Below are 25,943 nucleotides of genomic sequence, written 5' to 3'. Positions count from 1 at the left end.
TCATAACGATATAATGTATACGAAAAGTCCCGGTCTAAAGCCGGGACTTTTTTCGTTTAAAGCAATTAGCAATAAAAATGAAAACAGCCATTAAAGTAGCGATACAGGGTATTAAAGCCTCTTTCCATGAGGAAGCCGCATTTAAATTCTTCGGAAAAGACATTCAGACCGTTGAATGCAATTCCTTTAAGCAAACTTGCGACCGCCTTGAAAACCAGGAAGCTGACTTTGTAGTGATGGCCATAGAAAATTCTATTGCTGGCAGCTTACTGCCAAACTACACGCTGATCCGCGAATATAACTTCGCCGTTGTAGGAGAGGTTTACCTGCCCATCCAGCTTCACCTGATGGCCTTGCCGGGAGTAAAGTTTAAGGATGTTAAGTATGCAACCTCCCACCCTATTGCCATCCGTCAGTGTGTTGACTTCCTTGACGACTTTCCACAGATTCAGGTTATTGAAGGCAACGATACTGCAGCCTGTGCCAAAAGAATCAAAGATGAGCAGTTAACTGATACGGTTGCCATTGCAAATTCTCTTGCTGCAGAACTTTACGGTCTGAATATAATTGAAAGACGCATTGAATCGAACAAGAAAAACTATACCCGGTTCTTAATCCTTAAAAGTGATAAAAACGATGAAATGAAAGACATCAACAAGGCTTCCATCTGTTTCCAGGTTGGAAACCATGTAGGTGCGCTTTCAAAAGTGCTTAACATATTTGCTGAGCAGGAGGTTAACCTAACCAAAATACAGAGCATGCCTGTACTGGGCAAACGCAGCGAATATTACTTCTATGTAGATATGGAATGGAATAACATGGAGGCTTATGATAAAGCGATCCGCCAGGCCTTAAAATTTACAGTAAACTTTAACATCATGGGCGAATACAAGAAGAACGATAAAGTATAAACTTCTAAGCCCTTAACTAAAATATTTCACAAACAAAAACCCCAAAAAAGATGAAATTGCAATTAAACATTCAGCCATTAAATACCTGGCTTAACATTAACAATGAGCCGCTTATTATCTCCGGACCATGCAGTGCAGAAACCGAAGAACAATTATTAACTACCGCACATTTACTTGCAGCAACAGGAAAAGTATCTGTTTTAAGAGCGGGAATCTGGAAACCACGTACCCGTCCTGGAGAATTTGAAGGAATTGGAAGCATCGGATTAGAGTGGTTAAAAAGAGCAAAAGCAGAAACAGGTTTACCTACAGCTGTTGAAGTAGCAAATGCAAAACATGTAGAAGAAGCATTGGCTGCAGGCGTAGATATTCTATGGATCGGTGCCCGTTCTACCGTAAACCCTTTTACTGTTCAGGAGATTGCTGATGCCTTAAAAGGTGTTGACATCCCGGTATTGGTTAAAAACCCGGTAAACCCAGATCTTCAATTGTGGATCGGTGCATTAGAGCGCATCAACAATGCAGGTATTACGAAATTAGGTGCCATTCACCGTGGTTTCTCTTCTTTTGAAAAAAGCTCGTTCCGTAATGAACCGATGTGGGAACTTGCCATCCAGTTGAAAACATTATGTCCGGAGTTGCCGATCATCAATGATCCAAGTCATATCTGCGGTAACCGTGAGCTAATCCCTTACATCTCGCAAAAAGCGTTAGACTTAGACATGCAGGGTTTAATGATCGAGTCGCATGTTGATCCTTCTGTAGCCTGGACTGATGCTAAGCAACAGGTAACCCCTGCAGCGTTGGCAGAACTTGCAGACCGTTTAACGGTTCGTGAACCAGAATCTAAAAATGAAGCCTTTACAGATCAACTGGCTGAACTGCGTAAGCAAATTGATAAAATTGATGATTTGTTATTACAGAAATTAGGTGAGCGTATGGCTATTGTTGGTAAAATCGGTGAGTTTAAACGCGATAACCAGGTAACTATTTTACAAGTTAACCGTTGGGATGCCATCATTAAAAAAGGCGCTTCATTTGCAAAAGCATTGAAACTTGATTTGAACTTTACAGAGAAATTCCTGGAATTGGTTCATGGAGAATCTATCCGTAAACAAACTGAGATCATGAATGCAGGTAAAGTAGTAGAAAAAGGAATTGCTGCAGAATCACACACTGAAGCAGTTAAATAGATGAAAAAAAATGCAGTTGTTTCTTTTAAAGGGATCAAAGCAATTGATGCAGAGATTACCTTAACGGGATCAAAAAGTGAAAGTAACAGGGCGCTAATTATAGCTGCCCTGTCTAACGGACTGGTACAGGTTGATAACTTGTCTGATGCTGCCGATACGGTGATCCTGAATGGCATACTTAAGCAGGTAAGTGAAAATACAGATGCGGATACCGCACTGGTTGTAAACGTTGGCCATGCAGGTACGGCCATGCGCTTTCTAACCGCTTATCTTTCTACTGTCCGGGGAACATTTCATTTGACAGGATCCGGAAGAATGAAGGAACGTCCGATCAGGTTATTGGCCGAAGCCCTTCAGAAACTCGGTGCAGGCATTCAATATGCTGGCGAAGAAGGTTATCCGCCGTTAGACATTAGCAGGGATTTTAACCAGTTAACCCGAACCGTTAATATACAGGGTGATGTAAGCAGCCAGTACTTGTCTGCATTGCTAATGATTGCCACCACTTTACCACAGGGACTGTCCCTTAAAATTGATGGTGAGCTGACCTCTAAGCCTTATCTGGACATGACGTTATCCATGCTTGAAGAAGCAGGGATCGCACACCAATGGGAAAGCAATACCATTCATATTGAAAAGCAAGCGTTTAAAGATGTTCGATTAACGGTAGAGCCAGACTGGAGCGCTTCTTCCTACTGGTACAGTATTGCTGCACTGGCAGATCAGGCCGTGATTGCGCTTCCGAACCTGAAAGAACAAAGTTTGCAGGGCGACAGCAAGATCCAGGGAATCATGGTTCCGCTGGGTGTTCGTACCTCCCGCACACCAAATGGCATTCAATTAAAATCCGGCACCTCAACAGACATCAAAGAAGTGCTGAACTTAAAAGATTGTCCGGATCTGGCACAAACCATCATCGTATGTGCGGCAGCCAAAGGCTTAAACCTGTCTTTTACGGGATTAGAAACCTTAAAGATCAAAGAGACCAACAGGATCCTCGCTTTACAGCAGGAGCTTGCTAAAATCGGTGTGCAGCTATTGGAAGACAATGAAGTATATACGTTAAATTGTAAGCAGCTGAGTTTCCCTGAAAAGGTGACGTTTGAAACGTACGACGATCATAGAATGGCTATGGCCTTTGCGCCATTGAGCATGCTGATCAAGGAAGTGCAGATAGCAGATTACCAGGTGGTAGAGAAATCATATCCTGATTTCTGGAAGGATCTGGAAAAAGCAGGATTTACAGTAGAAGAGATTTAATTACAATCATAAGAATATGGCAGGCAATACCTTCGGGCAATTATTCCGCATCACAACCTTTGGCGAATCACATGGCGTTGCCATTGGTGTTATATTAGATGGCTGCCCTGCGCAATTGCCTATCGACGTTGATTTTATCCAGTCTGAACTGGATAAGCGTAAACCTGGGCAATCTAAAATTACTACGCAGCGCAAAGAGAGTGATACCGTGCAGATCTTGTCTGGTACCTTTGAAGGTAAAAGTACAGGCACACCAATTGCGATGCTGATCCCTAATGAAGACCAGCGGAGTAAAGATTACAGCCACAATACCGATGTATACCGTCCATCACATGCAGATTACACCTACGATGCCAAATATGGGATCCGTGATTATCGCGGTGGAGGACGATCTTCGGCACGGGAAACTGCAGCACGGGTTGCTGCCGGTGCCATTGCCAAGCTGCTTTTAAAACATTATGGCATCGAGATTTTTGCACATGTATCTGCAGTAGGTAAGATACAGGCGCCTAATTTAAGCGGAGATTCGATCACTGAACTGCTTGTTACACGTGAGGAGAATATTGTACGCTGTGCCGATCCGGCAACGGCAAACCAGATGATCGATTTTATTGATGGCATCCGTAAGGATGGCGATACTGTTGGCGGAAAGATCAACTGCATCATCAGAAACTGTCCGGTAGGTTTAGGCGAACCGGTTTTCGATAAGCTGCATGCAGACCTGGGTAAGGCGATGCTGAGCATCAATGCCGTTCATGGTTTTGAATATGGTTCTGGCTTTGAAGGATCTGAAATGCGGGGATCTGCACACAATGATATCTTCCTGGCTAATGAAGGTGCTCCTAAAACGTTAACCAACTTTTCGGGAGGTATACAGGGAGGAATTTCTAATGGGATGGAAATTAGCTTTAGTGTAGCTTTTAAGCCCGTTGCAACCATTATGCACAACCAGCAAACCATCAATGCTGCAGGAGAAGCTGCAGAAATTAAAGGTAAGGGCAGACACGATCCCTGCGTGGTACCACGCGCGGTGGTCATTGTAGAAGCAATGGCTGCGTTGGTACTTGCAGACCATTTGCTAAGAAATAAAACGAGTAAAATCGACTAGATATTAAACCTGGTTTTACTTAATGAATAGTAAAGATTCTGTTCAATGAATACCAGATTTATTGAAACTAAAAAAGATCCCGTTTGGGATCTTTTTTAGTTTACAAGCACAAGGCTATTTAATGAACCCCGCATCTTACTGAGGCTTTCATAATTAATTTTCAGAGATTTGATTTAAAATATAGACGGGTATTTAGCCGCGTTGTGATCATGCATGATCTGGTAAACGGCTTCGACAACATCATCAACAGAAGGCTTACTGAAATAGTCGCCATCAGAACCATACGGAGGCCGGTGTGCCTTAGCACTAAGTGTTCTCGGCTGTCCATCTAAATGGTAGTAACCACCCTGCTCTTCTATGATCTGCTGTAAAATATAAGCTGCACCACCACCAGGTACATCTTCATCCACAACCAATAATTTATTTGTTTTCTTTAAAGACTGTGCACAGAGTTGTTCCTTATCAAAAGGAAGCAGGGTTTGCGGATCAATAATTTCAACAGAGATTCCAAACTGAGCCAGTTCTTCTGCTGCATCTTCCACAATCCTTAAGGTAGACCCATAAGAAACGATGGTAATATCAGTTCCTTGTTTAATTACTTCGGCAACACCAAGTGGCACGGTATACTCCCCCACGTTATCAGGCAGTTTTTCTTTTAGGCGGTATCCATTGAGGCATTCAATAACCAGTGCTGGTTCATCAGATCTAAAAAGCGTATTGTACATACCGGCAGCCTGTGTCATGTTTCTTGGAACACAAATGTGCAATCCGCGAAGGGAACCTAAGATCATGGACATTGGTGATCCGGAGTGCCAAACTCCCTCTAAACGGTGCCCGCGGGTCCTGATAATTAGTGGTGCTTTTTGTCCGGCTTTAGTGCGATACGATAAACTGGCCAGGTCATCACTTAAAATGTTCAATGCATATAACAGATAATCGAGGTATTGGATTTCTGCAATTGGCTTTAGTCCGCGCATGGCAAGACCTATTCCCTGCCCTACAATGGTCATTTCCCTAATTCCGGTGTCGGTAACTCTCAGGTCGCCGTATTTAGCCTGTAAGCCAGCGAAACCCTGATTAACATCGCCAATGGCACCCAGGTCTTCACCAAAAGCAACCAAACGCTGATCGCGGGCAAAATTGGCATCAAAGCAGGCATTCAGAAGCTCACGGCCATCCACCATTTTACTGTCGTCCGTATATTCTGTATTCTTAACTTCTACTAAGAATGGACTTTCGCTGCCATCAGTAAATAATTTAGAATTGTATCTTTCTTCGTTTACTTCAGCCTGTTCATTGTACCAGTTCAGTAAAGTCATTCGTTCCGGAGAAGTATCGCTGATGCTAAACCTCAATGCCTTTCTAACACTGGAGATTACCTCTTTGCGCATGGCATCTGGTGTAGCAGCAAGCTGCGCTGTAATTTTTCCAAGAACCGGGTTGCCGGATGCAATGGCATTGATCATTGCGATGGCATGATCCTTTTCATCTTTTATAGATTCCAGGAATTCATTCCATGCTTCCCTTTGCGTTTCACGAACATAAACTTTTGCGGTTGATTCCAGCTCAGAGATCTTATCTTCGGTAGTAATGGCCGATTCGAGCATCCACTTGCGCATTTGAACAAGGCAATCAAATTCTTTTTCCCATTCTAAACGGGCTTTACTTTTATAACGTTCATGAGAACCAGAAGTAGAGTGGCCCTGAGGCTGCGTTACTTCAGTAACATGGATCATTACAGGAACGTGTTCAGTTCTGCATACGTCAATGGCGCGCTGGTACATTTCACAAAGGGCAGGATAATCCCATCCCCTTACCTTATAGATCTCATATCCAGGGTTATTTTCATCTTTTTGGAAACCTTTTAAAATCTCCGATATGTCTTCTTTAGTGGTTTGATATTTTGCAGGAACAGAAATTCCATAGGCATCGTCCCAAATGGAGATGGCCATCGGGATCTGTAAGACTCCGGCGGCATTAATGGCTTCAAAAAACACCCCTTCAGAGGTAGAGGCATTACCAATGGTACCAAAGGCCACTTCATTACCATTAACCGTAAAATTTTTAAGGTAACTCAGTTCTTTATTTTGTCTGTATAATTTGGAAGCGTAAGCTAAGCCAACTAAACGGGCCATCTGCCCGCCTGTGGGTGCAATATCTGAAGAGCAGTTCTTCATTTCAGTCAGATCTTTCCAGGTACCGTCGTCATTGATAGAGCGCGTTGCAAAGTGACAGTTCATTTGTCGGCCTGCCGATGCCGGATCTGCTTCTACACTTGGGTTTGCGTAGAGCTGTGCAAAAAATTCTTTGAGGGTGCAAATGCCTGTAGCAAAGGCAAATGTCTGGTCTCTGTAATAACCGGAACGCCAGTCGCCATTTTTGAAGGCTTTCGCCATTGCAATCTGCGGAACCTCCTTACCATCACCAAAAATACCAAACTTCGCTTTACCTGTTAACACCTCCTTTCGGCCCAATAAACTGGCCTGTCTGCTTTCAAAGGCTATTTTATAGTCGTTAATGACAATCGTTTTGAAGTCATCAAAACTTAACTCAGAAGCGTCAATTGGATTAGTTGTTAATTTGACATTTGACATCATAAGCATTTTGGTTATGGGACAAAGATACATATTTTCTAAAGTATGACTTTATGGTGTGGAGTAATTTATAATGTGGAATACTTTTTGAATTACCAACGAAAACATTAAATTTGTTTTAAAACCCAATAAGATGAAAAAGCTAATATTGTTATTTACATTAATTTTAGGAGTAACTGTTGCGACAAATGCTCAGACTAAACCAGCTGAATTTAAGTTCGACAAAGAAACTTATGACTTTGGTAAAATTCCTTTGAACAAACCGGCTACCATTACCTTTACGTTTACCAATATTGGCGATACGCCTTTAATATTGACTAAAGTAGAGACCACTTGTGGGTGTACTGTACCAGAATACACGCAAACGCCTGTAAAAAAGGGAGCAACCGGAACCATTAAAGTTACTTACAATCCAACTGGAGCAGCATTGCCATTCAGCAAAGCGATTACCATCACTTCAAATGCAAAAACGACTACTAAAGTACTTTACATTAAAGGTGAAACGGTAGCTGCAGCTAGTAAATAAAAAAATTCCAAGATATTTTTAATAAAAACCTCGTTAATCAACGAGGTTTTTTATTTTTGCGCCATGCCAAGAATTTCAGAAAAAGGGGTACAAATGCCCGCATCACCAATAAGAAAGTTAACACCATATGCTGACCAAGCAAAAAAGGACGGTAAAAAAGTATACCACCTAAATATAGGTCAGCCAGATATTGCAACACCAGAGGTGATGCTTAATGCCATTAAGAATATTGATTTTGATGTATGGGCGTATACTCCATCTGAAGGTACCCTATCTTACCGTACTAAACTGGCAGAATATTACAACAAATTGGGATACAATATTACCCCATCAGACATATTGGTTACCGTTGGTGGTTCTGAAGCCATTACCATTGCGATGCAGACTTGCGTTAATGAAGGCGACGAGATCATCATTCCTGAACCTTTTTACGCCAATTACAATGGTTTTGCATGTATGAGCAATGTGGTGGTTAAGCCGATCCTATCTCATATCGAAAATGGTTTTGCATTGCCGGCTATCGCTGATTTTGAAAAACTGATCACAGAAAAGACAAAGGCGATCATCATTTGCAACCCAAATAACCCTACTGGTTACTTATATTCAAAAGAAGAATTGGAAGCCTTAAAAGAGCTGTGTTTAAAATATGATCTGTTCTTGTTCTCTGACGAAGCTTATCGTGAGTTCTGCTATGATGGCCGCGAATTTATATCTCCGATGCATCTGGATGGTCTTGATGAAAACGTAGTGATCATGGATACGGTTTCTAAGCGTTATAGCGCATGTGGTGCCAGGTTAGGCTGTTTGATCACGAAGAATAAGGAAGTGATTAAATCAGGGCTTAAATTCGCCCAGGCAAGGTTAAGTCCGGGTATGGTTGAGCAGATTGCAGGTACCGCAGCGATTGATACTCCTGATAGTTATTTTGAAGAAGTAAATAAAGAATATACGCTGCGCCGGGATACCTTAGTTAAACGGTTAAACAACATTGAAGGTGTATTTTGTCCGAATCCGGGCGGCGCATTTTATGTGGTGGCTAAATTCCCTATTGATGATTCAGACAGTTTTTGCCAATGGATGCTTGAAAGTTTTGAAAACAACGGAGAAACGGTCATGATGGCACCTGCTACCGGATTTTATTCTACAGAAGGATCTGGAAAAAATGAGGTTAGAATGGCGTATGTATTAAATATAAACGACCTGAATAAGGCTATGGACTGCTTAGAAATTGCATTAACGCAATACCCTGGCAGAACTATGGCATAATTTTAGTACTTTTGTACCCCTGATGGTTGGAAAGGATTAGTTAGCCACACACCATCAGGACGTTACCTGGGGCCGTTTTGGATTTGACAGGGTGGAGGTACGTATGTTAGCATGCAGTGCGTTGTACGGAGAGCACTTAAAAGTGAACGTTCACACTTTGATTGGCGAAAATAACTACGCCTTAGCTGCCTAATTTAGAATTAGATAGCTTTTGTCCCTCTAACTGCTGCGATGTTAGGTTAGAATATGGGGCATCGAAATAACAACGCTGGCAATTGTAAGGTATGGTACAGTTGCGAGATAAAGTACCTAAGGAGAAAGACAAGGTAGGTTTCCGGCCCGTCTGATCTCGAAAATAAATTGGAAAATAAGCATGTAGAAGGCATAATTTGCCACACAACTGGACAAGGGTTCGAACCCCTTCGGCTCCACATTTAGGGATGATTGAAAAATCATCCCTTTTTTTCATAAATAGATAGTCTTTTCCATTCATTATCAATGAATTAGGCGATAATATATTCAGCATGGCAGGTGTTCGATAGACGCCTACTTCTTTCCAAACTCCTTCCGGTAAGCTATTGGTGTCATTCTGAATTCTTTTTTGAACAGGCGTATAAAAGCGCTCTCGTTTTCAAAGCCACATTTGGGAACGATATTGCCTACCGTGTCATCTGATTTCTTTAATAGTAAAGACGCTTGCTTTAATCGTAATCGCGTGAGGTACTGCAGTGGTGTCAGTTCATAGGCACTGCGGAAGCAGCGGATGAAATGATATTGTGAGAGGTGTGCTAAATCAGCCAGTTGAGCGATGGTGATTTTTTCTTCGGGATGTTTGGTCATGTACGCCAATGCGAGTTTCAGTTTTTTATGCAGGTCTTTTTGGGTCTGCTCATGTGTGGCCGGTATTTGTTTGCCCGTTTGATATTGAGGCGACTCAAACCAAGGTTTCTCTGGCCGCGTGGAAGGATAGCCATTATTTTCGCGGAAGATTTTGCGCTCGGGAGTGAAGTTCCACCAGTTGAGTTTACTATCTGGGTGGTTGGCAAAATGTACCACAAGCCGAAACTGATCTTCCACACATGGATCTGTCCATACCCCTTTTTGCAGTTCATATTGATCGGTGAGCTTTGCTCCGTCCTTTCTTTTCAGGTCGTGTAGGGAATAATATCCCATACCGATCAGGTCATGCGCAAAGCGTATCCCGATTGAGGGAAGACTTTGAAACTCGGACAGCGCAAACAGCTCCATCGCCCTGATCTTTGTAGTATCAAGCAACTTTTGCAATATCTCTATTTTGTGCAGGTGCATTTCACTCTTTTTGATTTTCAGAGCGCGCAGCTTTTTCACTTCTGCGGGTGTTACTTCCAGTGGATTGAGTTCATCTTTAGTCATGTTTTGCGAAAGTTAGCAGGTAATTATTATTGTCGCAAAGCGAAAATTCAGTAGCACCATAAAAAGTTTTCTCCAGGCCGGTGAGCACGGTTACGTGTTCTTTTATATCATCATAATACTGACGGATGTTATTCACACTGATGTAAAACAAAAGCGATCCTCCAGCGGTACGATTCACCATCGGGTGCTTACCCTCAATGCTGGCAAAGGTCTGAAACATGATGGTAACACTTTCGTTCGTCATCAGGGCAAATACTTTTTCACCTTCGGGAGTAGTCACTTCATCGGTTACTGTGAAGCCGAGTTTGGTGTAAAAGGTCATGGTTGCTTGTAAGTCATTGATAAAGATGTTTGGCGAGATGGACTTCATAAATTGAATTAGTTATTAGTTTATGCAAAAGTAGGGAAAAGGTGAATGTGGAAATGTGCTGAAATTGCTAAAGTGAATTAAACGCAGAGGGGGCAACGAAAAAATGCAAAGAGTAACACAGATAACACGGTTTTATTTGTCGGGTGAAGTTTTCATATTAAAACTTCTTTTTCATGTAAATGAAGTAAATCATACCTAAAAGCACCTATTCTTATATAATTTTAAGGTTATCAAAAAAAATTAAATAGGTATAAGGTGTTCGATTGTAACCCCCTCATCTCCACCAAGAGGATGTTCATCAGTTGAAACCCCTTTTTCTTTGGTAAAAATTATGTGTTTCTCACTGTTTGTCAGTTGATCTTCTACCGGATTTAATTTATCCCGGATACTCCTGCAACGACGAATAAACTAATTAGACAGACACGATTATGCTAAATAATGTTACAATAATCGGATTATTTCCGATTATCAATTCATATAGATACACATATTTATAACAAATTGATTGTCAAATAAATACTTAAATCAAATATATTACATAAAAGTTTATCTTAACGCCACCTTCGCCAAATCCCAAAACGTTAAGCGCAACTATTGCCGCATATCCCTAATGACGCAAACCTTTCCAGTTTTACGCAAACTGCCGACAACTCTAGAGTACCGACATTTCTCAGAATAATTATTCGGTTTCTAACTTGATAGGAGGATAAAATCGCCTAATTTTATTAAATTTTTGTATATTAGTTCTTTAAAATCAAAAATATTAACAACAGAAAAATTCAAGGACAAGTATGTGCAAGGTTTATAATGAAGTAGGTTGCATAACGACAATAAATTCCCATTTAATTAGGAATAATATAAATGATCTTAAATCCTTAAAAGAAATAATTGACTTCAAAAATAGCTATGCTGATGTTCGGAAAGAAATCATATCACATCACACGCTTTTAATCGAACAGGAAAAAAAAATACTTGAAGAAGAAATTTCACATTTAAAAGATTCCATCATAGCGAAGGAAAATGAAGTCAGGGAACAGCTACTACAAGAAATTGAGAAATTAAAATACAGATTAACAAACCTGATTTTTAAGAATGTTACTGTTTTTCGAGTACTCACCAGATTTTGTAAAAAAATTATTCTTAAACTAAAGATCTGGACTAACAAACTTCTTTTCAGTTTCAGAATTAAAAAATCTATCCAGCATTTAATCCATTTCCTTACAAAAAAGACAGAACGATACGAATATATAGTTTCATTTTTCAATGATGCAGTAGAAGAAAGTAGCTTATCTCAAACAAAACATCTTGACAAAAAGAAAGCTGTAATTGACGAAATCAATAATTCAATTTACGGGGCACTCGGCGAACAAATGGTGGTTAAGGAATTAAAAACGTTAGCTGACGACTACATCTTAATAAATGATTTTAATTGCACATTTGATCCGCCACTTTATAATTCAAGAGAAAGAAATTACATTAGATCAATTCAGGTTGACCATATTCTAATCTCTCCATTTGGAGTTTTTATAATAGAAACAAAGAATTGGAGCAAGGAATCGCAAAATAACCTAAGCCTTCGTTCTCCAGTTGAACAAATAAAAAGAACAAACTTAGCTCTATATAAAATGTTGGTATCAGAGGAATCGTACTCTGATTTAATGCTTAGCCGACACCATTGGGGCGAAAGAAAAGTTCCATTAAAAAATATTATTGTTCTCATTAACCAAAAACCAATTGAAGAATTCAAATACGTGAAAGTTTTAACGCTGAATCAATTGCTTGGTTATATCAAATATTTTGAGCCAACTTTTTCAACAAGAGAAACACAAAAGATAGCCGACTATTTGCTTGCCAGAAATTTTAGAGCAATTGTTGACTAGCTGCACTTAACAGGGTTTGACAAAATTGGCGGCGTTAGGCATCATTTAAATTATTTCATTGCAAATCTATAAATGAAAACCGTATGTACTTTAAACTTAACAATCCTCCAAAAGACGAAAGAAGTAAAGAACTCTGACTACAACATACAGCAGGATTTATCATCTTCCAAGATATGAGAAAATTACGCCATCGATAGAATTCCATTAGATACAGATAATTATTTACCTGCCATTTGTCAGGAAATTTTCTAATTTTTCATTAAAATCTAAACCGTTATTACAGTTTGTGAAAAACACATACCCTATTTTCTTGCTTTTGCTAAATAAATAAGCGGAATAAAAATTTTGGTTATATCCATCGTGCATATATACATTACCAAACTTTGTAGGCTTTATTTTTATTCCAAAACAATAAGAGCTACCGTCTTCGCTGGAAGGTATTCGTACTTGTCCTTTTAACATTTCATTATAAACTGTCTTACTTAATCCTTTTCCATTCATCAGGGCAATTATAAAACTGCTATAACTTAGTGCCTCCGTCTGTAAACTATAAGAGGCAGCAAAATCTGGTCTATTTGCATTTATACCCCACCCAGCAGCCGGTTTACCATCAATATGTCCAGTTGCCTGATGCTTTTTAACATAGTCATTCCATGTATAAAAAGCATATTTCATTCCTAAAGGTTTAGCAACTTCATTTTCAAATAAGTGCTGCAGATCATTTTTTTTAATATTTTTTAGATGAGCTATCACATTTGCCAAATACTCAAAGCCTTCCCCGGAATAGAGATGTTGGGTGCCGGGAGTAAACTTAATATCCAGCTTTCTATCCGCATTCAAAAACCTCCAGTTGGGAAAGCCGGATGTATGGCATAAAATCATCCGTGCGGTGATCAATTTGTAACGGTCGTCATGTGCAATATCTGAATAGGGCAAATAAGTGTACAATGGCTGATCCAAATTCAATATTCCCTGATCCACCATTCTTAGAACCAGGTAAGTGAAAGTTGTTTTAGAGATTGATCCCGCATCAAAAAGTGTTTCCGCAGATACTTTTTCTTTTGTATTAAAATTGGTTACACCTAAATTCCGGTGATAAGTAATTCTACCATCATTAATGATAGCGATGGACAATCCTGGTATACTAAAGGAATCCATCTGGGTTTTTAAAAATTTATCAATATCCTCAACATTTATTTTTTTACCACTTAAGCTTTTTATTTTTTTTGGATTCCCAATTTGGAAAGAAAATGAACTGACTAAAACAATTACAATCAAAAGCAACAAGTAATAAGTTTTAAAACTTTTCATAAACAAAATTTAAAAATTAGATCTGAATCTGTATCATTAGAAGAGACAAAGAAATTTAGGAAATGTTGCATTTTTGATTTTGCAATGTGTCTATTTCAGGGAACATTGAAGGTTGTGACGCAAACGCTGGATTTCTGAAGAAATTAATTACTATTTTCTATATTTAAGGATCGGCTACAAATATATCCAATACCTAATACAAACACGGATCCCAACCATCAGTACGAAAAGTAAACGCGGGCATCAAATGATCACTGTACAAGCTCGCATCGGCCGGATTATTTGCCCAGCCATAACGAACGCTTGCCGGAGCTTTTACAGCCTCACTCCACACTACAACCTGATTCCCTGCTATTCTTGCTTTGGCCAATACAAATTTCTTATCCGTTCCTGCAATTGTAAAACCGGTAACATATCCATACCTGTCTTTAGAAATCAAATTTTTATTGTCAAACGTGATCACAATAGAATCACCAATCACTTGGCTGGACAAATAAGCCGGTCCGGTATCCAACTCCATTTTGCCAAAAACAAGTTTCTGCACCGCCAGTGCAACCCGTTTACCTACATCCTGCTTATTACGCGGATGTATATCATCAGCGTCCCCTAAGTCTATCGTATTCACAACAGCAGTATTAGGCAGTTCAAGTACCCGGGATTGAGATTCCCTTAACACCGCCCAATTACTCGGCATGGGCATCTGTGCAGGCTTATTAAAATTGGGCAGCTGCACAACAACGAAAGGAACGTCGCCGCTGTTAAACTGTCCGCGCCAGTCTTTAACCAAACCCTGCAGATATTGGCGATATTGATAAGCGGTTCGTATGTCAGACGCATTTTGCTCTCCCTGGTACCACAACACGCCGCCAATGGTATAATTTGTCAATGGCGAGATCATCGCATTAAACAATCCAACCGGCGTAGTTAACGGCTGACTTTCCGGCCGGTAAACAAAATTACCTATCTTATATTTCCAGGCGCCGGCAAGCGACAATTGAAAAAAGTCAGCATTGATCTTCAGGCTTTCCTTCTCTCCATATACCCCTCCCGTCGCATCGAGATTCGTAACTTGTAACGTCAACGTATTTTTGCCAGTCCGTAAATATTTAGCAGGAACCAGGTATCTGCGGACCTGACCCGATCTGTTATTCGCCGAATCAATCAGATGACCATTGATCCAAACACGGGCGGAGTCATCAAAGTACCCTAGCGATAACGCAATGTGCGAGGAAGCCACATCAGCAGGAAGCTCAAAAGATTTACGCATCCACAGTACACCACCAAAAAATTCAAGACCATTGCCCCACCACCAGCCGGGAGCATTCCATTCTTTCCATCCAGAATCATCAAAATCAGTAGCAATCCATACAGGTTTGCCATTGCTTATACCGGCATCACCAGGACCAGGCGTCCAGTCGTTTTTATCTTTCAATAGGTTCAGGCGGCGGGTGTACTCACTTTCATGGTATTTCTTCAGATCAGCCAACCCCTTCCACCCAAACCCGGCATTACTTAACCAGGCTTCGATACCCGAACCGCCCCAGCTGGCATTAATGATGCCGACAGGCACATCCGGATGAACTCTACGCATTTCACGGGCAAAGAAATATCCAACAGCTGTAAACTCAGCAGTGGTCGCAGAAGAACTGCTTTTCCATGCCCCCGCGGTTAACACATTCACAGGTAACGGGCCATTCGCTTTCGGCACCTTAAATTGCCTGATCTGGTTATCATTGGCTGCCACAAGTTCATTCGCAGCATTGAACACACCAGATACCGTAAATTCCATATTCGACTGACCAGAACACAGCCACACATCGCCAACAACGAGATCATTGATCTTTAGAACTTCACTTTTCCCACGAATCGTCAGTAAATATGGACCGCCGGCCTCAGAAGGCGCAATCATCACTGCCCATGCGCCATCTCTTGAAGCACGGGTCTGGTAATTGCGGCCCTTAAAAACTATAGATATCTTTTCCTGCGGATCAGCAGTGCCCCAAATGCGGACATCTACGCCCCGCTGCAAAACCATATGGTCGCTAATCAGGCTCGAGACCACAATTTTAGCCTGACTTACCGTAGAACAAGCCAGCAATAACAATCCCGTAAACAGGAAGAATTTATTTTTCATGGTGCAGAATTAAGCAGGAACAGGTTTCGTAACCCTTATTTTGTACCAGATCATAGCGGCCATGACTAAAATAAATAACCCAACACCACTCACGATCCCTGAAAAACGTGGTGCCAAAATGCCCAATACAATCACACCAATACCGATTACCGCCATAGATATTGAAATCACCCTTACCCCAAAAACGTTTTGCCGCTGCGAAGCAGCATGTTCTGCAATGGTCTGCGTACCCGTTGTTTCTACCGGGGCTTTCATATAATCAGGACCTAACTTGTCATTCAGTTTACTATAAAGTTCAAATGCGAGCAGCAATAAAACCGGCAGACCAACGCCAACAATAGTTTCAACCGTGCGGTTAAATTTCAGGTCAAATAAAGAAGGGGTAACCACTTTAAAAAACAGGCTCACCAATAAAGACACCACAGAAATGGTAACCAGCGATGATGCCGTTTGCCGCCTGGTAAACAACGACCAGATGATCGGACCAAACAATGCGCCGCCCGCAATGGATGCCGTACTTAAAACCACCTCAACCACTCCGCCCGCCCTCGGGATCAGGATCGCAACAATAATGGTAGCCGCGCCAAACAGCAGCGTAAACAAACGCGCCATCAGGATCAGTTCCTTGTCAGACGATTTGGGGCGCAGTAAAGGTTTATAAATATCATTCGCAAAAACCGTTGCCACCAGGTTAATGGTCGTGTTTGCCTTGCTTGACGTGGCCGAGATCATTCCGGCAAGCACCAGGCCGATCAGGCCGGCAGGCAGCACCTTCTGGCAGATCATCATATACGCCCCTTCGGGTTCAAGACCCTGCAGGTTCGGATTGATAATGCGGTAGATCATTGGGGGCAGCATCCAGATAATAGGGCTCACCAAATACAATATCGTAAACAGGTAAGCGACTTTCTTTGATTCCTTAACCGTAGCCACACTGGTATAGCGCTGTACATAGGCCCAGTTGCCGCCAATATAAAATAATTGGTAAACCACAAAGGCCAGCATAAATTCGAACGTATAATCGGCATTAAAAGGCTGAAAAAAACCGGACGGTGCCCTTTTAAAAAATTCAGAAACCCCTCCTATCTCACTAAATGCAATCGGAATTACAATAAATACCGAGGCAGAGAGAATTACAAACTGCACAACATCGGTAACCAGTACGGCCCACAATCCGCCGGCAGCCGTATATAACACAATAATTAACCCGATCACAATGATACAGGTATTGAGCGGAAACAAGGTAGCCACATGCACCATCTTGCCCACCGGGTAAAGAACAGCCGCAGTAGAGAATAAGCTGAGCAGTAAAATCAAATACGTATAAAACTGCTGCGTTTTTACCCCGAACCTTCTGCCCAGGTAATCCGCTGCCGTCATCGCCCCCGTTTGTTTCCATTTGCCGGCAATAAAACGGGCAACCAGAAAACCGCTGATGGCCATCGTCAGCTGGATCACGTTAGCCACCAGTCCGCTTTTGTAAGCGATAGAACCCCATACCACAAAAGTACCGGCCGAAAAATAACTGATAAATAACGATAAGCCATTGATCCACCAGGGCGTTGCGCCGCCGGCTTCAAAAAAAGCCTGGCCGTTTTTACTCCCCGCTTTTGTAAAGGTTAAGCCAATTGCAAAGATCAATAAGGCGAAGATCGCCATCACGTAAAAGTCTGTTCGTTCCATAATTTATAAAAGCAATTTAAGCATAACATCTGACTGAAAACAACGCAGCCGGTACCAGGTCCGATGGATGTTTCATATGAATAACTAGTTTCTTTGTAAGCACCGGCTTGGCAAGCCTGATTACCTTATGGGTCTGGTAATTGCCATCCTCCTGGTAGATCACCACCCCATGCTCATCCGATAGACTAAAACTGCGGACACAAAAAGGCATTACAGATTCGGGATGGTGCATCAATACCGTTTCCATCGGATGGTCATAATCCGTATCAAAAAGCAAATGAATGGTGCTGATGCTTTGCGGCTCCTCCCAATCCAATATCAGCTTCGGCTCCGGATCATGATAAGACGCAACCCAGGCATTGGGCTGCACCGTTGGCCGGTCTACCCCATTGCGGATATTAATTGCGCTAAAAACGTTCAGGGCAGGCGTAAAACCAAGAGACAAATTCAACCCGTTTGGCCTGCGCTGCGGACACCAAAATTCAAAATCATCCACCCCGATATCTTCCGTTGGGGTTTGTCGCCCATAGTTCGAAACACTCTTGTTCACCAGGTTAAACACAGACAGCATTCCCGTAATGCGCCGCTCCGTAAACTTTAATTTCACCAACGGGTTTTTTATGAACATTAAAAAAACATAAGCCGCGTTTAACAGCGTATGATCAAAATTAAGCGTCAGGGAATTGCTGCCTTTTTTAAGATCGAAAACCATAGAAGTAACCGTATGATCAGGTGTAAAATTGCCCGCCTTTACAGACGTACGCAGTTCTACCGTCAACTGGGTATCTTCTTCGGCCATCGCCTGCAAAACAACCACAGGGAATTCGCCCGCAGGCAGAGGAATCAGCTGTGCCGTAGAAATGTCTAAGGGCAGGAACTGTGCAGGACCATCCATTTCATCAATAACCAGTTCACTTGAGGCTTGTATCGTTGCAGATTGCACAAGATCAGTCTCGTCATGCAGCGAAAATCCGGGAATGTGCTGACCAGATTTAAGTAGTGCGGTTTGCAGCAATCCAATTTTCTCCTCCCTGATGATGTCGGCAGGATCTATGGCGTGGTCTTTACAAATTTTTGCCGCCACACCCACAACCTGCGCCACATAAGCACTGGTAGCCATCACCCGCGTGGAAGCAAATGCAATATGGCTGGCGCTGATGATCCGCCCGGCAAGAAAAAGGTTCTTTATATTTTTACTGTATAAGCATCGGTATGGGATTTGGAAAATACCCTTGCTGTGCCATTGGTTACATCCGGGCTTCTCACTAAATATTCCGTCGGCGGGATGCAGGTCTATCGACCAGCCACCATAAGCTACCGCATCAAAGTGCGTATGCTGATCTACAATGTCTTTTTGGTTCAGCATATATTCGCCTTCAAAACGCCTGCTCTCCCTTTTTCCCGGAACCGTACCTACCCATTCCAGCGTTAGGTTTTCCGCCTCAGGAAAATTTCCAGAGTTTTTAATGTAGTTCCAGGTACCGTAAACCACCTTCCAAAGTTCCCATTTGATCTCCTCTGTATCATGAACCGTATCCAGACGGCCGCCATATTCTATCCACCACAGCTTACAGCCAAAATCCTGTGCATTAAAGCTCTTAAAACGCGGGATCTTAGCAATGTCATCCAACGCAAAATCAGGAGCAATGTACTTAACGGGTTTACCGGTATCTTTAGAATAAAAGTAGATGGAATGTCCGAGCAGCTGGCCATACGTTTCAGTAGGCGCAAACTTCTCATCAAACTCGTCCTTTGCCTCAGCTCCCATACGGAAGGCAGCCCCTGATAAAAAACCGACAATACCATCGCCTGAACAATCACAAAACGTGGGGGCCTTAAGGATATACCGGGTAGAATTCTGACTGCAGAAAGCCGTTAAAGAGGAGATCACATCGGCGGCAGATTTGCCAACTTCGTAAACCGCTGTATTCAGCAGCAGCCGGATGTTCTTTTCCGCGGCAACCTTATCCAATAAAATGGTATCAAAAATCAATGGATTACCTTCCGGGTTGCGGTACATATTTTCTACCAGCAGCTCATCTACCAAACCACCTTCCCTGGCCCAGCGGTTATTGTTGCCCATGTGCGATGTTGCGCCAAGGATCCACAACCTCACCTCGCTTGATGAATTGCCACCCAGCACCGGCCTGTCCTGAACAAGGATCACGTTCAATCCGGCCCTGGCTGCTGTAATTGCCGCACAAACACCCGACAAACCACCACCTGCAATGACCAGGTCTGCAGCAAGTTCCGCTACTTTTAATTCTCTTTGCGATATAAATTCCGCTGTCAACATATTTCCAATGATTAAACGTGTTTAGTTCTATTAATTTTTGCCTGGTAAAGGGCATGAGATCTTAAGGTGTCCATATGAATCTGTTTTAAAAGTTGCCGCCGGCAATCCCCCCTGGCAGATTAAGCCGGTAAATCGCATCTGCAATGGCTTTTCCCGAGTCGTTCAACGCACCCTGATCATAATGGATCTCATCCTTCAGTTTATTTTCGTCAGCAAACCTGGCGGTCTTAAACACCATAAAAACATGGGGCATGGATAAACAAACACGCCGCTGAACCGCTTGCACGGCATCAAATCCAGCCCTGGGATGGTTTAAATAATAACCAGTCTGAACGATGTAAAACGGCATTTCGGCACCCAAATGCTGCCGGAACCGCTCAATCAGCTTTCTTAAGCTTACCTCATAGTCGGCCGCAGAAATGGTACCGCTGTTAATTGCATTGGCATCCCGCTCTCCCTGCATCCATATCAGCCCGTTTAACGGCCTGCCCACCTTCTCAACCGCTTTACGCGTTTTAAGTAAGGCATTTTTAAATAGCACACCCGTGGTGTCCCATGTTCCATAAGGATCCAGCTCCGCTTTACCATTGCACGAACTGCCATTTCTGGCTGCCGGGATAATGATGATATTTTTTTGGCTGAGCAACTGCAGCTGCGCTGCAAAAGCAGGCCAGGCACTGCCCGTGTTGGCACGTTCAAAGCTCAGTTCGTTCATACCAACCGGATCAGCCAGAGGCTCCAGCACATCACCCGTATATTTGTATTCAAAGGTTCCTGCTAAAGCTGTTCTTACCGACTTACTGGAATCTCCCTGACCAACCGCATTGCTTTGCCCGGCTACCAGGAACACTAATTTCTCCTGTGCCAGACAAGTAGTGTAAACCAGCCCAGAGATCCCCATTAAAATTACGGTCCTTAATAAATTCATTAACTGTGCGTTATGCAGATACAATTCATCTTAGTTTAATCCCATTTTACCAGCCTGTATTTTGTCCCAACCCATTGTTCAAAGCCGATTCATTGTAAGGCACCGGCCATAAATAATATTTAGGATCGAAAACACGTTTGTCAATAATGGTCAGTTTTGAAGCAAAAGCTTCGTAAGATGGAATGTCATCCTCATCAAAAACAGGTATCCCCGGATATGGATAATCAGCCTTATTGAGCGGCACCCCATACATTTGCTTACTGAAAACTTTATCAATGATCTTCCAGCGCAGCAGGTCAAGATATCTCCTGCCTTCAAACGCCAGCTCTATCCGGCGCTCCCGGCGCATGATCTTTCTCAAATCCGCCTGTACCGTTGTCGTTGCTGCCGGATAAGATCCTGTTGCACCAACAGCTACACCGTACGCCCTTGCCCTAACCGCATTGATCGCATCTAAAACGGTCTGATCGATCTCGTTTAACTCTATTTTAGCTTCGGCGTAGATCAGGAGTATTTCAGCATAACGCAGCACGATCTGATCCAGATCAACCTTGTTGATATTGGCCAGCTGGCTGTCGTCAATCGTTTTTTTCCAGAGATAGCCGGTAAAACTCGCAAAAGGGTTCGCCGCACCTTTATTATCCTTATTCACCACCTTTCTGTTGTCTTTGGCACTAAAAACCATGGTACTATCCGGATGATTTTGAAAAACATAACCCAGGAAGGTATCGCCCGGCGTAACAATGGTTGCATTTAAACGGGGATCACGGTTAACAAATGGGTTTTTAACATCATACAACGGTGATTTATCAATGGTTTTGCCATCTGTACATTCGTAGCTGTCGATCAGCTCATGCGATGGGATGCTCGATGCAAAGCCCCCGGCTAACCTCGATATGGTATACTGGATATCATACGTATTGAGATAAGTTACAGAACGGGGAAAGGACAAAATCACTTCCGAACTATGCTGACCAGCCCTCAAAAACAAATTGCGGTAAGAAGGATACAATGCATATACCTTCAAATCCATTACTTTCTTTGCAGCGTCGGCAGCCGTTTTCCAGTCATTTAGGGAAATCGCTAAGCGGGCTTTCATACCCAGCACCACTCCTTTCGTAAAGTACTGCAGACCGGATGTATAGGTAGCCGGCAATACCGATGCGGCAAAATCAAATTCGCTGTTGATAAAATCCTGGATTTCTTTAGCAGGGCTTCTTTTAATGGTATAAGAGTCGGCAAGGGAAAGTGTCGTCTTAATCAGTGGCACATCACCAAAGTGAACAATAAGCAGCGAATATTCATAAGCCCTGGCAAACCTAGCCTGTGCCTCGATCTGCTGCCGGTAAGCCTCGGTAACGTCAGTTGCCTTATTGATATTGTCTAAAATTCCATTTGCCCGGGCAATCCCCTTATAGCAGGTCAGCCAGGTGTTTGAAAAGTTAAACGATTGGATCGTGGCCGTACTATGGATAATCTCGTTACCCAGGTTCGATCTGTTCCAGAAGTTGTCAGTCCACTCTTCCCAGTCCTGCGGATAAAGTCCGCCATTATACAGGGCATTAACTGCCAGATCCAGCTCGGTTCTGTTGGCATAAAATGTAGATGAACTGGGGCTGTCCAATGGAAAACGATCCAGTTTGCGGCAAGCTGCTGTGGTTAATAAGATCAACAGCAATATTGTATAGGTGTAGGTCTTTTTCATGATGTAACGAATTAAAAAGTAACACTTAAACCAGAATAGTAGGTAACCACCAGCGGGTTGTTACCCTGTGTACCTTCCGGGTCCCAGCCTTGTGGATAATGGCTTAGGGTAAACACATCCGTGGCGCTTACAAACAGCCGCGCATTCTTAATTCCAACCCGTTTAAGCAGTGTGGGTTCAAAAGTGTAGCCCAGGGTGATGTCTTTGATCCTGAGGTATGCCCCGTTAAAGAACCAAAAGTCTGAACTCTGATCGTAGTTGATGTTCTTATTGTTATAGCTCAGCCTCGGATATTTGGCATCGGGACGGCTTGGCGTCCAATAGTTATCCAGGTAATAGGTATTTACGTTGCCAAAATTACTGTCGAAGGGCTGGATCATGAACCCGCTCAGGCGACTGCGCTGCTTCCCGATACCCTGGAAAGAGAACCCAAGATCAAAATTCTTGTATTTTACATTACCCTGGCCGCCGAATAGATAACGCGGCAAAGAGTTGCCCAGCGGCACCTGGTCTTTATCGGCTGTAATCTTACCATCGCCATCCAGGTCGGCATACTTCACATCACCAGGCTTTTCAGCACCGGTCAGTTTGGCGGAGGCCGCAACATCATCGGCATCCCTAAAGTATCCCAGGTTTCTATAACCGTACCAAACGTTATAAGGCTGGCGCTCCAGCAAAGCCAATGATCCAAGGGTAGATGTGCCTTTCAGGTCAACAATTTTATTGGTATAGTCAGATACGTTGGCAGAAAAGCTGTACTTCCAGTCGCTGCCAATTTTATCGCTCCATCCCACCTGCAGTTCCCAGCCTTTGTTCAACATCTTACCCCCGTTTTGAGGTGTAGCCAGTAATCCGGTGTTTAAAGGGATCGGCAAATTCAGCAAAATATCAAAAGTGGTCTTATTGAAATAATCGGCCGTTGCGGAAAGGCGGTTTCCGAAGAAAGCCATATCCAGACCAATGTCAAAATCCTGTTTGGTCTCCCAGGTAATGTCCTTAACGGCATAGTTTAACTGGTTCCCGCCGGTAGCCGGAACAACTTGTCCCGCCGAATTGTAAAACAAGATCGTATTTAAGTTGATCAGCGACTGGTAACTGTAGTTGCCGATTTGCTGGTTACCATTGCGGCCCCATGATCCCCTGATTTTCAGGAAAGAAAATGGCAGCTTGTCTTTAAAGATAGATTCTTCAGATACGACCCATCCGGCTGATAACGAAGGAAAGAAACCCCAGCGATTTGAAGGCGCAAAACGCGAAGAACCGTCATAACGGGCATTGGCCTGTAACAAGTACTTTCCTTTGTAGCTGTAGTTTATGCGTCCAAAAAATGAACGTAATGCACTTTCAGATGCGTTACCGGAATTTGTGGCATTCAGTTTTGCACCCGCATCAATTACCTGGTAGTCCGGCAGCACATAACCATCGCGGAATGCGCTTGAGTTTTCATCCCGAAAATCATTGCTTTCATAACCCAATAACGCGGTGAAGGAATGATCATCTGCTACGGTAATGTTATAGTTGGCTAAAAACTGGGCGTTCAATGCCTGGTTGTACGCCTGGGACTGTGTCAATGAATTGGTATTGTTAAACCGGTTTACAACAACCGATGGATCTTGTAAGGAAGTATACGATACGATTTGCGAAAAAACACTCGAATTCAGGAAACCGATCTGCGGCGCAAAAATACCGCTGAACTTAAGACCGCTCAGGGGCTCATAGTTTAACTGCATGCGGGCACTAAACTGGTTATTGCGTACGTTATTACGTCCCCCCGTCCTGTTATTTGCAATTGGATTTGCACCATCTTTGCCCGGGGCATAACGGCCATCGCTGTAATAATCATCGTAAATTGCAGGCAACTGCCTAACCAGGCTAATATCAGAAGTGGTGGCAGATAACGATTGAGCCCTGTAATAAGAGAAATCAACATTACCGCTTAATTTATCATTGAACCTTAAATCGTTGTTCACACGAAAAGAATAGCGGTTAAAAGAGCGGTTAGGCTCCAGTCCGCCCTGATTGATGTATCCGGCAATCACTTTGGTCTTTACATTTCTGGTTCCTACGGTAAAATTAAGGTCGTGCCTTTGCAGGAACGCATCTTTTTTAAAGTAACCATCTTGCCAGTCTGTATTGGGATACAGGTCAGGAGATGCCGCACTCAGCGCCGCATAATTTGCAATGGTTGCCGCATCATAGATCGGTGTTGCACCGTCATTGACCTTCAACTCATTAAACAAGGCCATATAAGTGGGTGCATCAACAAATTTTGGCATGGTAATCGGTTTCTGCAAACCAAAATCAACGCTGTAAGTAAGTTCAGACTGGCCATCTTTGGCCCGCTTGGTGGCAATTAAGATCACTCCGGCAGCTGCACGTGAACCATAAATGGCAGAAGATGCAGCGTCTTTAAGCACAGAGATACTCTCCACGTTATCTGGGTTTAGATTATCAATACTTCCCGGAACACCGTCAATGATCACCAATGGGTCGTTCACCCCTAAAGTGGTGATTCCGCGGATGAGGATGGTACCGCTTGCACCCGGCGTACCGGCATTACGCGTTACCTGTACACCAGGTATGGCACCTTGCAGTGCCTGGGTTACGCGGGTAGTTTTACGTTCGGTAATTAAGTCGCCGCTTAGCGTACTCACCGCACCGGTAAGGTCTTTCTTCGCTGCGGTGCCATAACCAACAATGATCATCTCATCCAGGTTATTTCCGTCATTTTGAAGGGCCACCGTACCGGTATTTTTAAAGGCATCTAACCCGACTTCCTGGGTTTTATAGCCAACAAAAGTAATGCGGAGCCGGTTGTTTGGATCGTTTGAAGCAATACTGAAGTCGCCTTTAACATCCGTAGCCACAGCTTTCTTTTCAACGGTAAGAAAAACAGTTGCCCCAACCAGGGGCGAGCCTGTGTTGTCAATGATCCTGCCTTTAATCATTTGCGAGCTTTGCGCAAGAAGCAAATGATGGGATAAGACTAACATGACTAAAAAAGTAAGTTTTCTGATCATTGGATTAATCTTTAGGTTTGAAGAAAAGGATGGCTGGATTAAGGTGATACTGAGAGCGCAGCATGCAATTGGTATACACCTTTACATTGGGGCTGGTAAGCCAGAAATTTTTAACGTTCATCATACATTTGGTTTTACAGAACTGGCCATTTGGGATAGCAAAAGTTCCAGATCATATTTGGTTATTCGAATGTATTACAGAAATAACCATTTTAATCTGGCAAATCGCAAATAATACATTTGGGAACGTTCCCAAATTTGGGAGGGTTCCCATTATAGTTACAGTTAATCTGCTGAAAAATTAAATCATTACAAATAAATGCCTTACATTAGGATAGCTGCAAAATTTAGGATGGATTAAGTTTA

The 25,943-nt window shown here is 42.8% G+C and carries 18 protein-coding genes and 1 other RNA gene; 9 read left to right on the top strand and 10 right to left on the bottom strand.

The features are described 5' to 3' along the window. Positions 1-77 precede the first annotated feature (77 nt). From ATK78_RS20365 to aroC, 4 genes are read left to right on the top strand one after another with little or no spacing between them, the layout of a single operon-like run. Entirely contained in the window at positions 78-911 is an 834-nt protein-coding gene (locus ATK78_RS20365; protein ID WP_133577971.1) for a prephenate dehydratase, read from the top strand. Positions 912-961: 50 nt separating this feature from the next. Further along, positions 962-2,104: a chorismate mutase gene (locus ATK78_RS20360; RefSeq protein ID WP_133577970.1), complete on the top strand. Its 1,143-nt coding sequence runs from the start codon at positions 962-964 to the stop codon at positions 2,102-2,104. Next, complete coding sequence (locus ATK78_RS20355) at positions 2,105-3,364, top strand: 3-phosphoshikimate 1-carboxyvinyltransferase (protein WP_133577969.1); 1,260 nt, start codon at positions 2,105-2,107, stop codon at positions 3,362-3,364. A gap of 16 nt (positions 3,365-3,380) precedes the next feature. Continuing rightward, positions 3,381-4,472: a chorismate synthase gene (aroC, locus tag ATK78_RS20350; RefSeq protein ID WP_133577968.1), complete on the top strand. Its 1,092-nt coding sequence runs from the start codon at positions 3,381-3,383 to the stop codon at positions 4,470-4,472. A gap of 173 nt (positions 4,473-4,645) precedes the next feature. Here the strand turns inward: aroC and ATK78_RS20345 are convergent, their stop codons facing one another. After that, on the bottom strand, positions 4,646-7,069 hold the full coding sequence (locus ATK78_RS20345) for an alpha-ketoacid dehydrogenase subunit alpha/beta (RefSeq protein WP_133577967.1): 2,424 nt from the start codon (positions 7,067-7,069) through the stop codon (positions 4,646-4,648). Positions 7,070-7,199: 130 nt separating this feature from the next. On the opposite strand from ATK78_RS20345, the gene ATK78_RS20340 reads away from it, so the two are divergent. From ATK78_RS20340 to ssrA, 3 genes are all read left to right on the top strand, one after another. Then, complete coding sequence (locus tag ATK78_RS20340; protein ID WP_133577966.1) at positions 7,200-7,592, top strand: DUF1573 domain-containing protein; 393 nt, start codon at positions 7,200-7,202, stop codon at positions 7,590-7,592. 63 nt (positions 7,593-7,655) lie between these two features. Then, a complete protein-coding gene (locus ATK78_RS20335) occupies positions 7,656-8,858 on the top strand; it encodes a pyridoxal phosphate-dependent aminotransferase (protein ID WP_133577965.1) in 1,203 nt (400 codons plus the stop codon). A gap of 68 nt (positions 8,859-8,926) precedes the next feature. Continuing rightward, positions 8,927-9,292, top strand: a transfer-messenger RNA (tmRNA) gene (gene ssrA, locus ATK78_RS20330). Between the two features lie 112 nt (positions 9,293-9,404). On the opposite strand, the gene ATK78_RS20325 is transcribed toward ssrA, so the two are convergent. Both ATK78_RS20325 and ATK78_RS20320 read right to left on the bottom strand, forming a co-directional pair. Then, positions 9,405-10,250 (bottom strand): helix-hairpin-helix domain-containing protein, encoded by an 846-nt coding sequence (locus tag ATK78_RS20325; protein ID WP_133577964.1) that lies wholly within the window; start codon positions 10,248-10,250, stop codon positions 9,405-9,407. Beyond that, positions 10,243-10,620, bottom strand: a complete 378-nt coding sequence (locus ATK78_RS20320; protein ID WP_133577963.1) for a VOC family protein — start codon at positions 10,618-10,620, stop codon at positions 10,243-10,245. The genes ATK78_RS20325 and ATK78_RS20320 overlap by 8 nt, the downstream gene beginning before the upstream one ends. Before the next feature lie 791 nt (positions 10,621-11,411). On the opposite strand from ATK78_RS20320, the gene ATK78_RS20315 reads away from it, so the two are divergent. Then, entirely contained in the window at positions 11,412-12,500 is a 1,089-nt protein-coding gene (locus tag ATK78_RS20315; protein ID WP_133577962.1) for a nuclease-related domain-containing protein, read from the top strand. A gap of 222 nt (positions 12,501-12,722) precedes the next feature. Here ATK78_RS20315 and ATK78_RS20310 read toward each other — a convergent pair whose 3' ends face one another. The 7 genes from ATK78_RS20310 to ATK78_RS20280 all read right to left on the bottom strand — a co-directional run bounded on the left by ATK78_RS20310 (position 12,723) and on the right by ATK78_RS20280 (position 25,550). Beyond that, positions 12,723-13,811: a serine hydrolase domain-containing protein gene (locus ATK78_RS20310; RefSeq protein ID WP_133577961.1), complete on the bottom strand. Its 1,089-nt coding sequence runs from the start codon at positions 13,809-13,811 to the stop codon at positions 12,723-12,725. Between the two features lie 193 nt (positions 13,812-14,004). Then, the gene (locus ATK78_RS20305) at positions 14,005-15,945 is read right to left on the bottom strand and encodes a sialate O-acetylesterase (protein ID WP_133577960.1); all 1,941 of its coding nucleotides are present in this window, start codon (positions 15,943-15,945) and stop codon (positions 14,005-14,007) included. A 9-nt stretch (positions 15,946-15,954) separates the two neighbouring features. Further along, the gene (locus ATK78_RS20300; RefSeq protein ID WP_166664929.1) at positions 15,955-17,628 is read right to left on the bottom strand and encodes a sodium:solute symporter family protein; all 1,674 of its coding nucleotides are present in this window, start codon (positions 17,626-17,628) and stop codon (positions 15,955-15,957) included. A 16-nt stretch (positions 17,629-17,644) separates the two neighbouring features. Then, positions 17,645-19,924, bottom strand: a complete 2,280-nt coding sequence (locus tag ATK78_RS20295; protein WP_133577959.1) for an FAD-dependent oxidoreductase — start codon at positions 19,922-19,924, stop codon at positions 17,645-17,647. 85 nt (positions 19,925-20,009) lie between these two features. Continuing rightward, positions 20,010-20,852 (bottom strand): sialate O-acetylesterase, encoded by an 843-nt coding sequence (locus tag ATK78_RS20290; protein ID WP_133577958.1) that lies wholly within the window; start codon positions 20,850-20,852, stop codon positions 20,010-20,012. A 46-nt stretch (positions 20,853-20,898) separates the two neighbouring features. Next, positions 20,899-22,557, bottom strand: coding sequence for a RagB/SusD family nutrient uptake outer membrane protein (locus ATK78_RS20285; protein ID WP_133577957.1), 1,659 nt, complete (start codon positions 22,555-22,557; stop codon positions 20,899-20,901). An 11-nt stretch (positions 22,558-22,568) separates the two neighbouring features. Then, positions 22,569-25,550: a SusC/RagA family TonB-linked outer membrane protein gene (locus ATK78_RS20280; protein WP_166664928.1), complete on the bottom strand. Its 2,982-nt coding sequence runs from the start codon at positions 25,548-25,550 to the stop codon at positions 22,569-22,571. Here ATK78_RS20280 and ATK78_RS22815 point away from each other — a divergent pair. After that, positions 25,549-25,812: a hypothetical protein gene (locus ATK78_RS22815; RefSeq protein ID WP_166664927.1), complete on the top strand. Its 264-nt coding sequence runs from the start codon at positions 25,549-25,551 to the stop codon at positions 25,810-25,812. The two genes, ATK78_RS20280 and ATK78_RS22815, sit on opposite strands and share 2 nt — an antisense overlap. The last annotated feature ends 131 nt before the right edge of the window (positions 25,813-25,943 follow it).

The organism is Pedobacter metabolipauper, assembly GCF_004362715.1.
GTDB lineage: Bacteria > Bacteroidota > Bacteroidia > Sphingobacteriales > Sphingobacteriaceae > Pedobacter > Pedobacter metabolipauper.
The sequence above is the reverse complement of the archived record's forward strand: the minus strand, read 5'-3'. Positions and strand labels throughout refer to the sequence as shown.

Bases quoted from the DNA above. Each gene is read 5' to 3' on its own strand.
- ATK78_RS20365 (WP_133577971.1), top strand. From the start codon at position 78: ATGAAAACAGCCATTAAAGTAGCGATACAGGGTATTAAAGCCTCTTTC.
- ATK78_RS20360 (WP_133577970.1), top strand. From the start codon at position 962: ATGAAATTGCAATTAAACATTCAGCCATTAAATACCTGGCTTAACATT.
- ATK78_RS20355 (WP_133577969.1), top strand. From the start codon at position 2,105: ATGAAAAAAAATGCAGTTGTTTCTTTTAAAGGGATCAAAGCAATTGAT.
- aroC (WP_133577968.1), top strand. From the start codon at position 3,381: ATGGCAGGCAATACCTTCGGGCAATTATTCCGCATCACAACCTTTGGC.
- ATK78_RS20345 (WP_133577967.1), bottom strand. From the start codon at position 7,069: ATGATGTCAAATGTCAAATTAACAACTAATCCAATTGACGCTTCTGAG.
- ATK78_RS20340 (WP_133577966.1), top strand. From the start codon at position 7,200: ATGAAAAAGCTAATATTGTTATTTACATTAATTTTAGGAGTAACTGTT.
- ATK78_RS20335 (WP_133577965.1), top strand. From the start codon at position 7,656: ATGCCAAGAATTTCAGAAAAAGGGGTACAAATGCCCGCATCACCAATA.
- ATK78_RS20325 (WP_133577964.1), bottom strand. From the start codon at position 10,250: ATGACTAAAGATGAACTCAATCCACTGGAAGTAACACCCGCAGAAGTG.
- ATK78_RS20320 (WP_133577963.1), bottom strand. From the start codon at position 10,620: ATGAAGTCCATCTCGCCAAACATCTTTATCAATGACTTACAAGCAACC.
- ATK78_RS20315 (WP_133577962.1), top strand. From the start codon at position 11,412: ATGTGCAAGGTTTATAATGAAGTAGGTTGCATAACGACAATAAATTCC.
- ATK78_RS20310 (WP_133577961.1), bottom strand. From the start codon at position 13,811: ATGAAAAGTTTTAAAACTTATTACTTGTTGCTTTTGATTGTAATTGTT.
- ATK78_RS20305 (WP_133577960.1), bottom strand. From the start codon at position 15,945: ATGAAAAATAAATTCTTCCTGTTTACGGGATTGTTATTGCTGGCTTGT.
- ATK78_RS20300 (WP_166664929.1), bottom strand. From the start codon at position 17,628: ATGGAACGAACAGACTTTTACGTGATGGCGATCTTCGCCTTATTGATC.
- ATK78_RS20295 (WP_133577959.1), bottom strand. From the start codon at position 19,924: ATGTTGACAGCGGAATTTATATCGCAAAGAGAATTAAAAGTAGCGGAA.
- ATK78_RS20290 (WP_133577958.1), bottom strand. From the start codon at position 20,852: ATGAATTTATTAAGGACCGTAATTTTAATGGGGATCTCTGGGCTGGTT.
- ATK78_RS20285 (WP_133577957.1), bottom strand. From the start codon at position 22,557: ATGAAAAAGACCTACACCTATACAATATTGCTGTTGATCTTATTAACC.
- ATK78_RS22815 (WP_166664927.1), top strand. From the start codon at position 25,549: ATGACTAAAAAAGTAAGTTTTCTGATCATTGGATTAATCTTTAGGTTT.
- ATK78_RS20280 (WP_166664928.1), bottom strand. From the start codon at position 25,550: ATGTTAGTCTTATCCCATCATTTGCTTCTTGCGCAAAGCTCGCAAATG.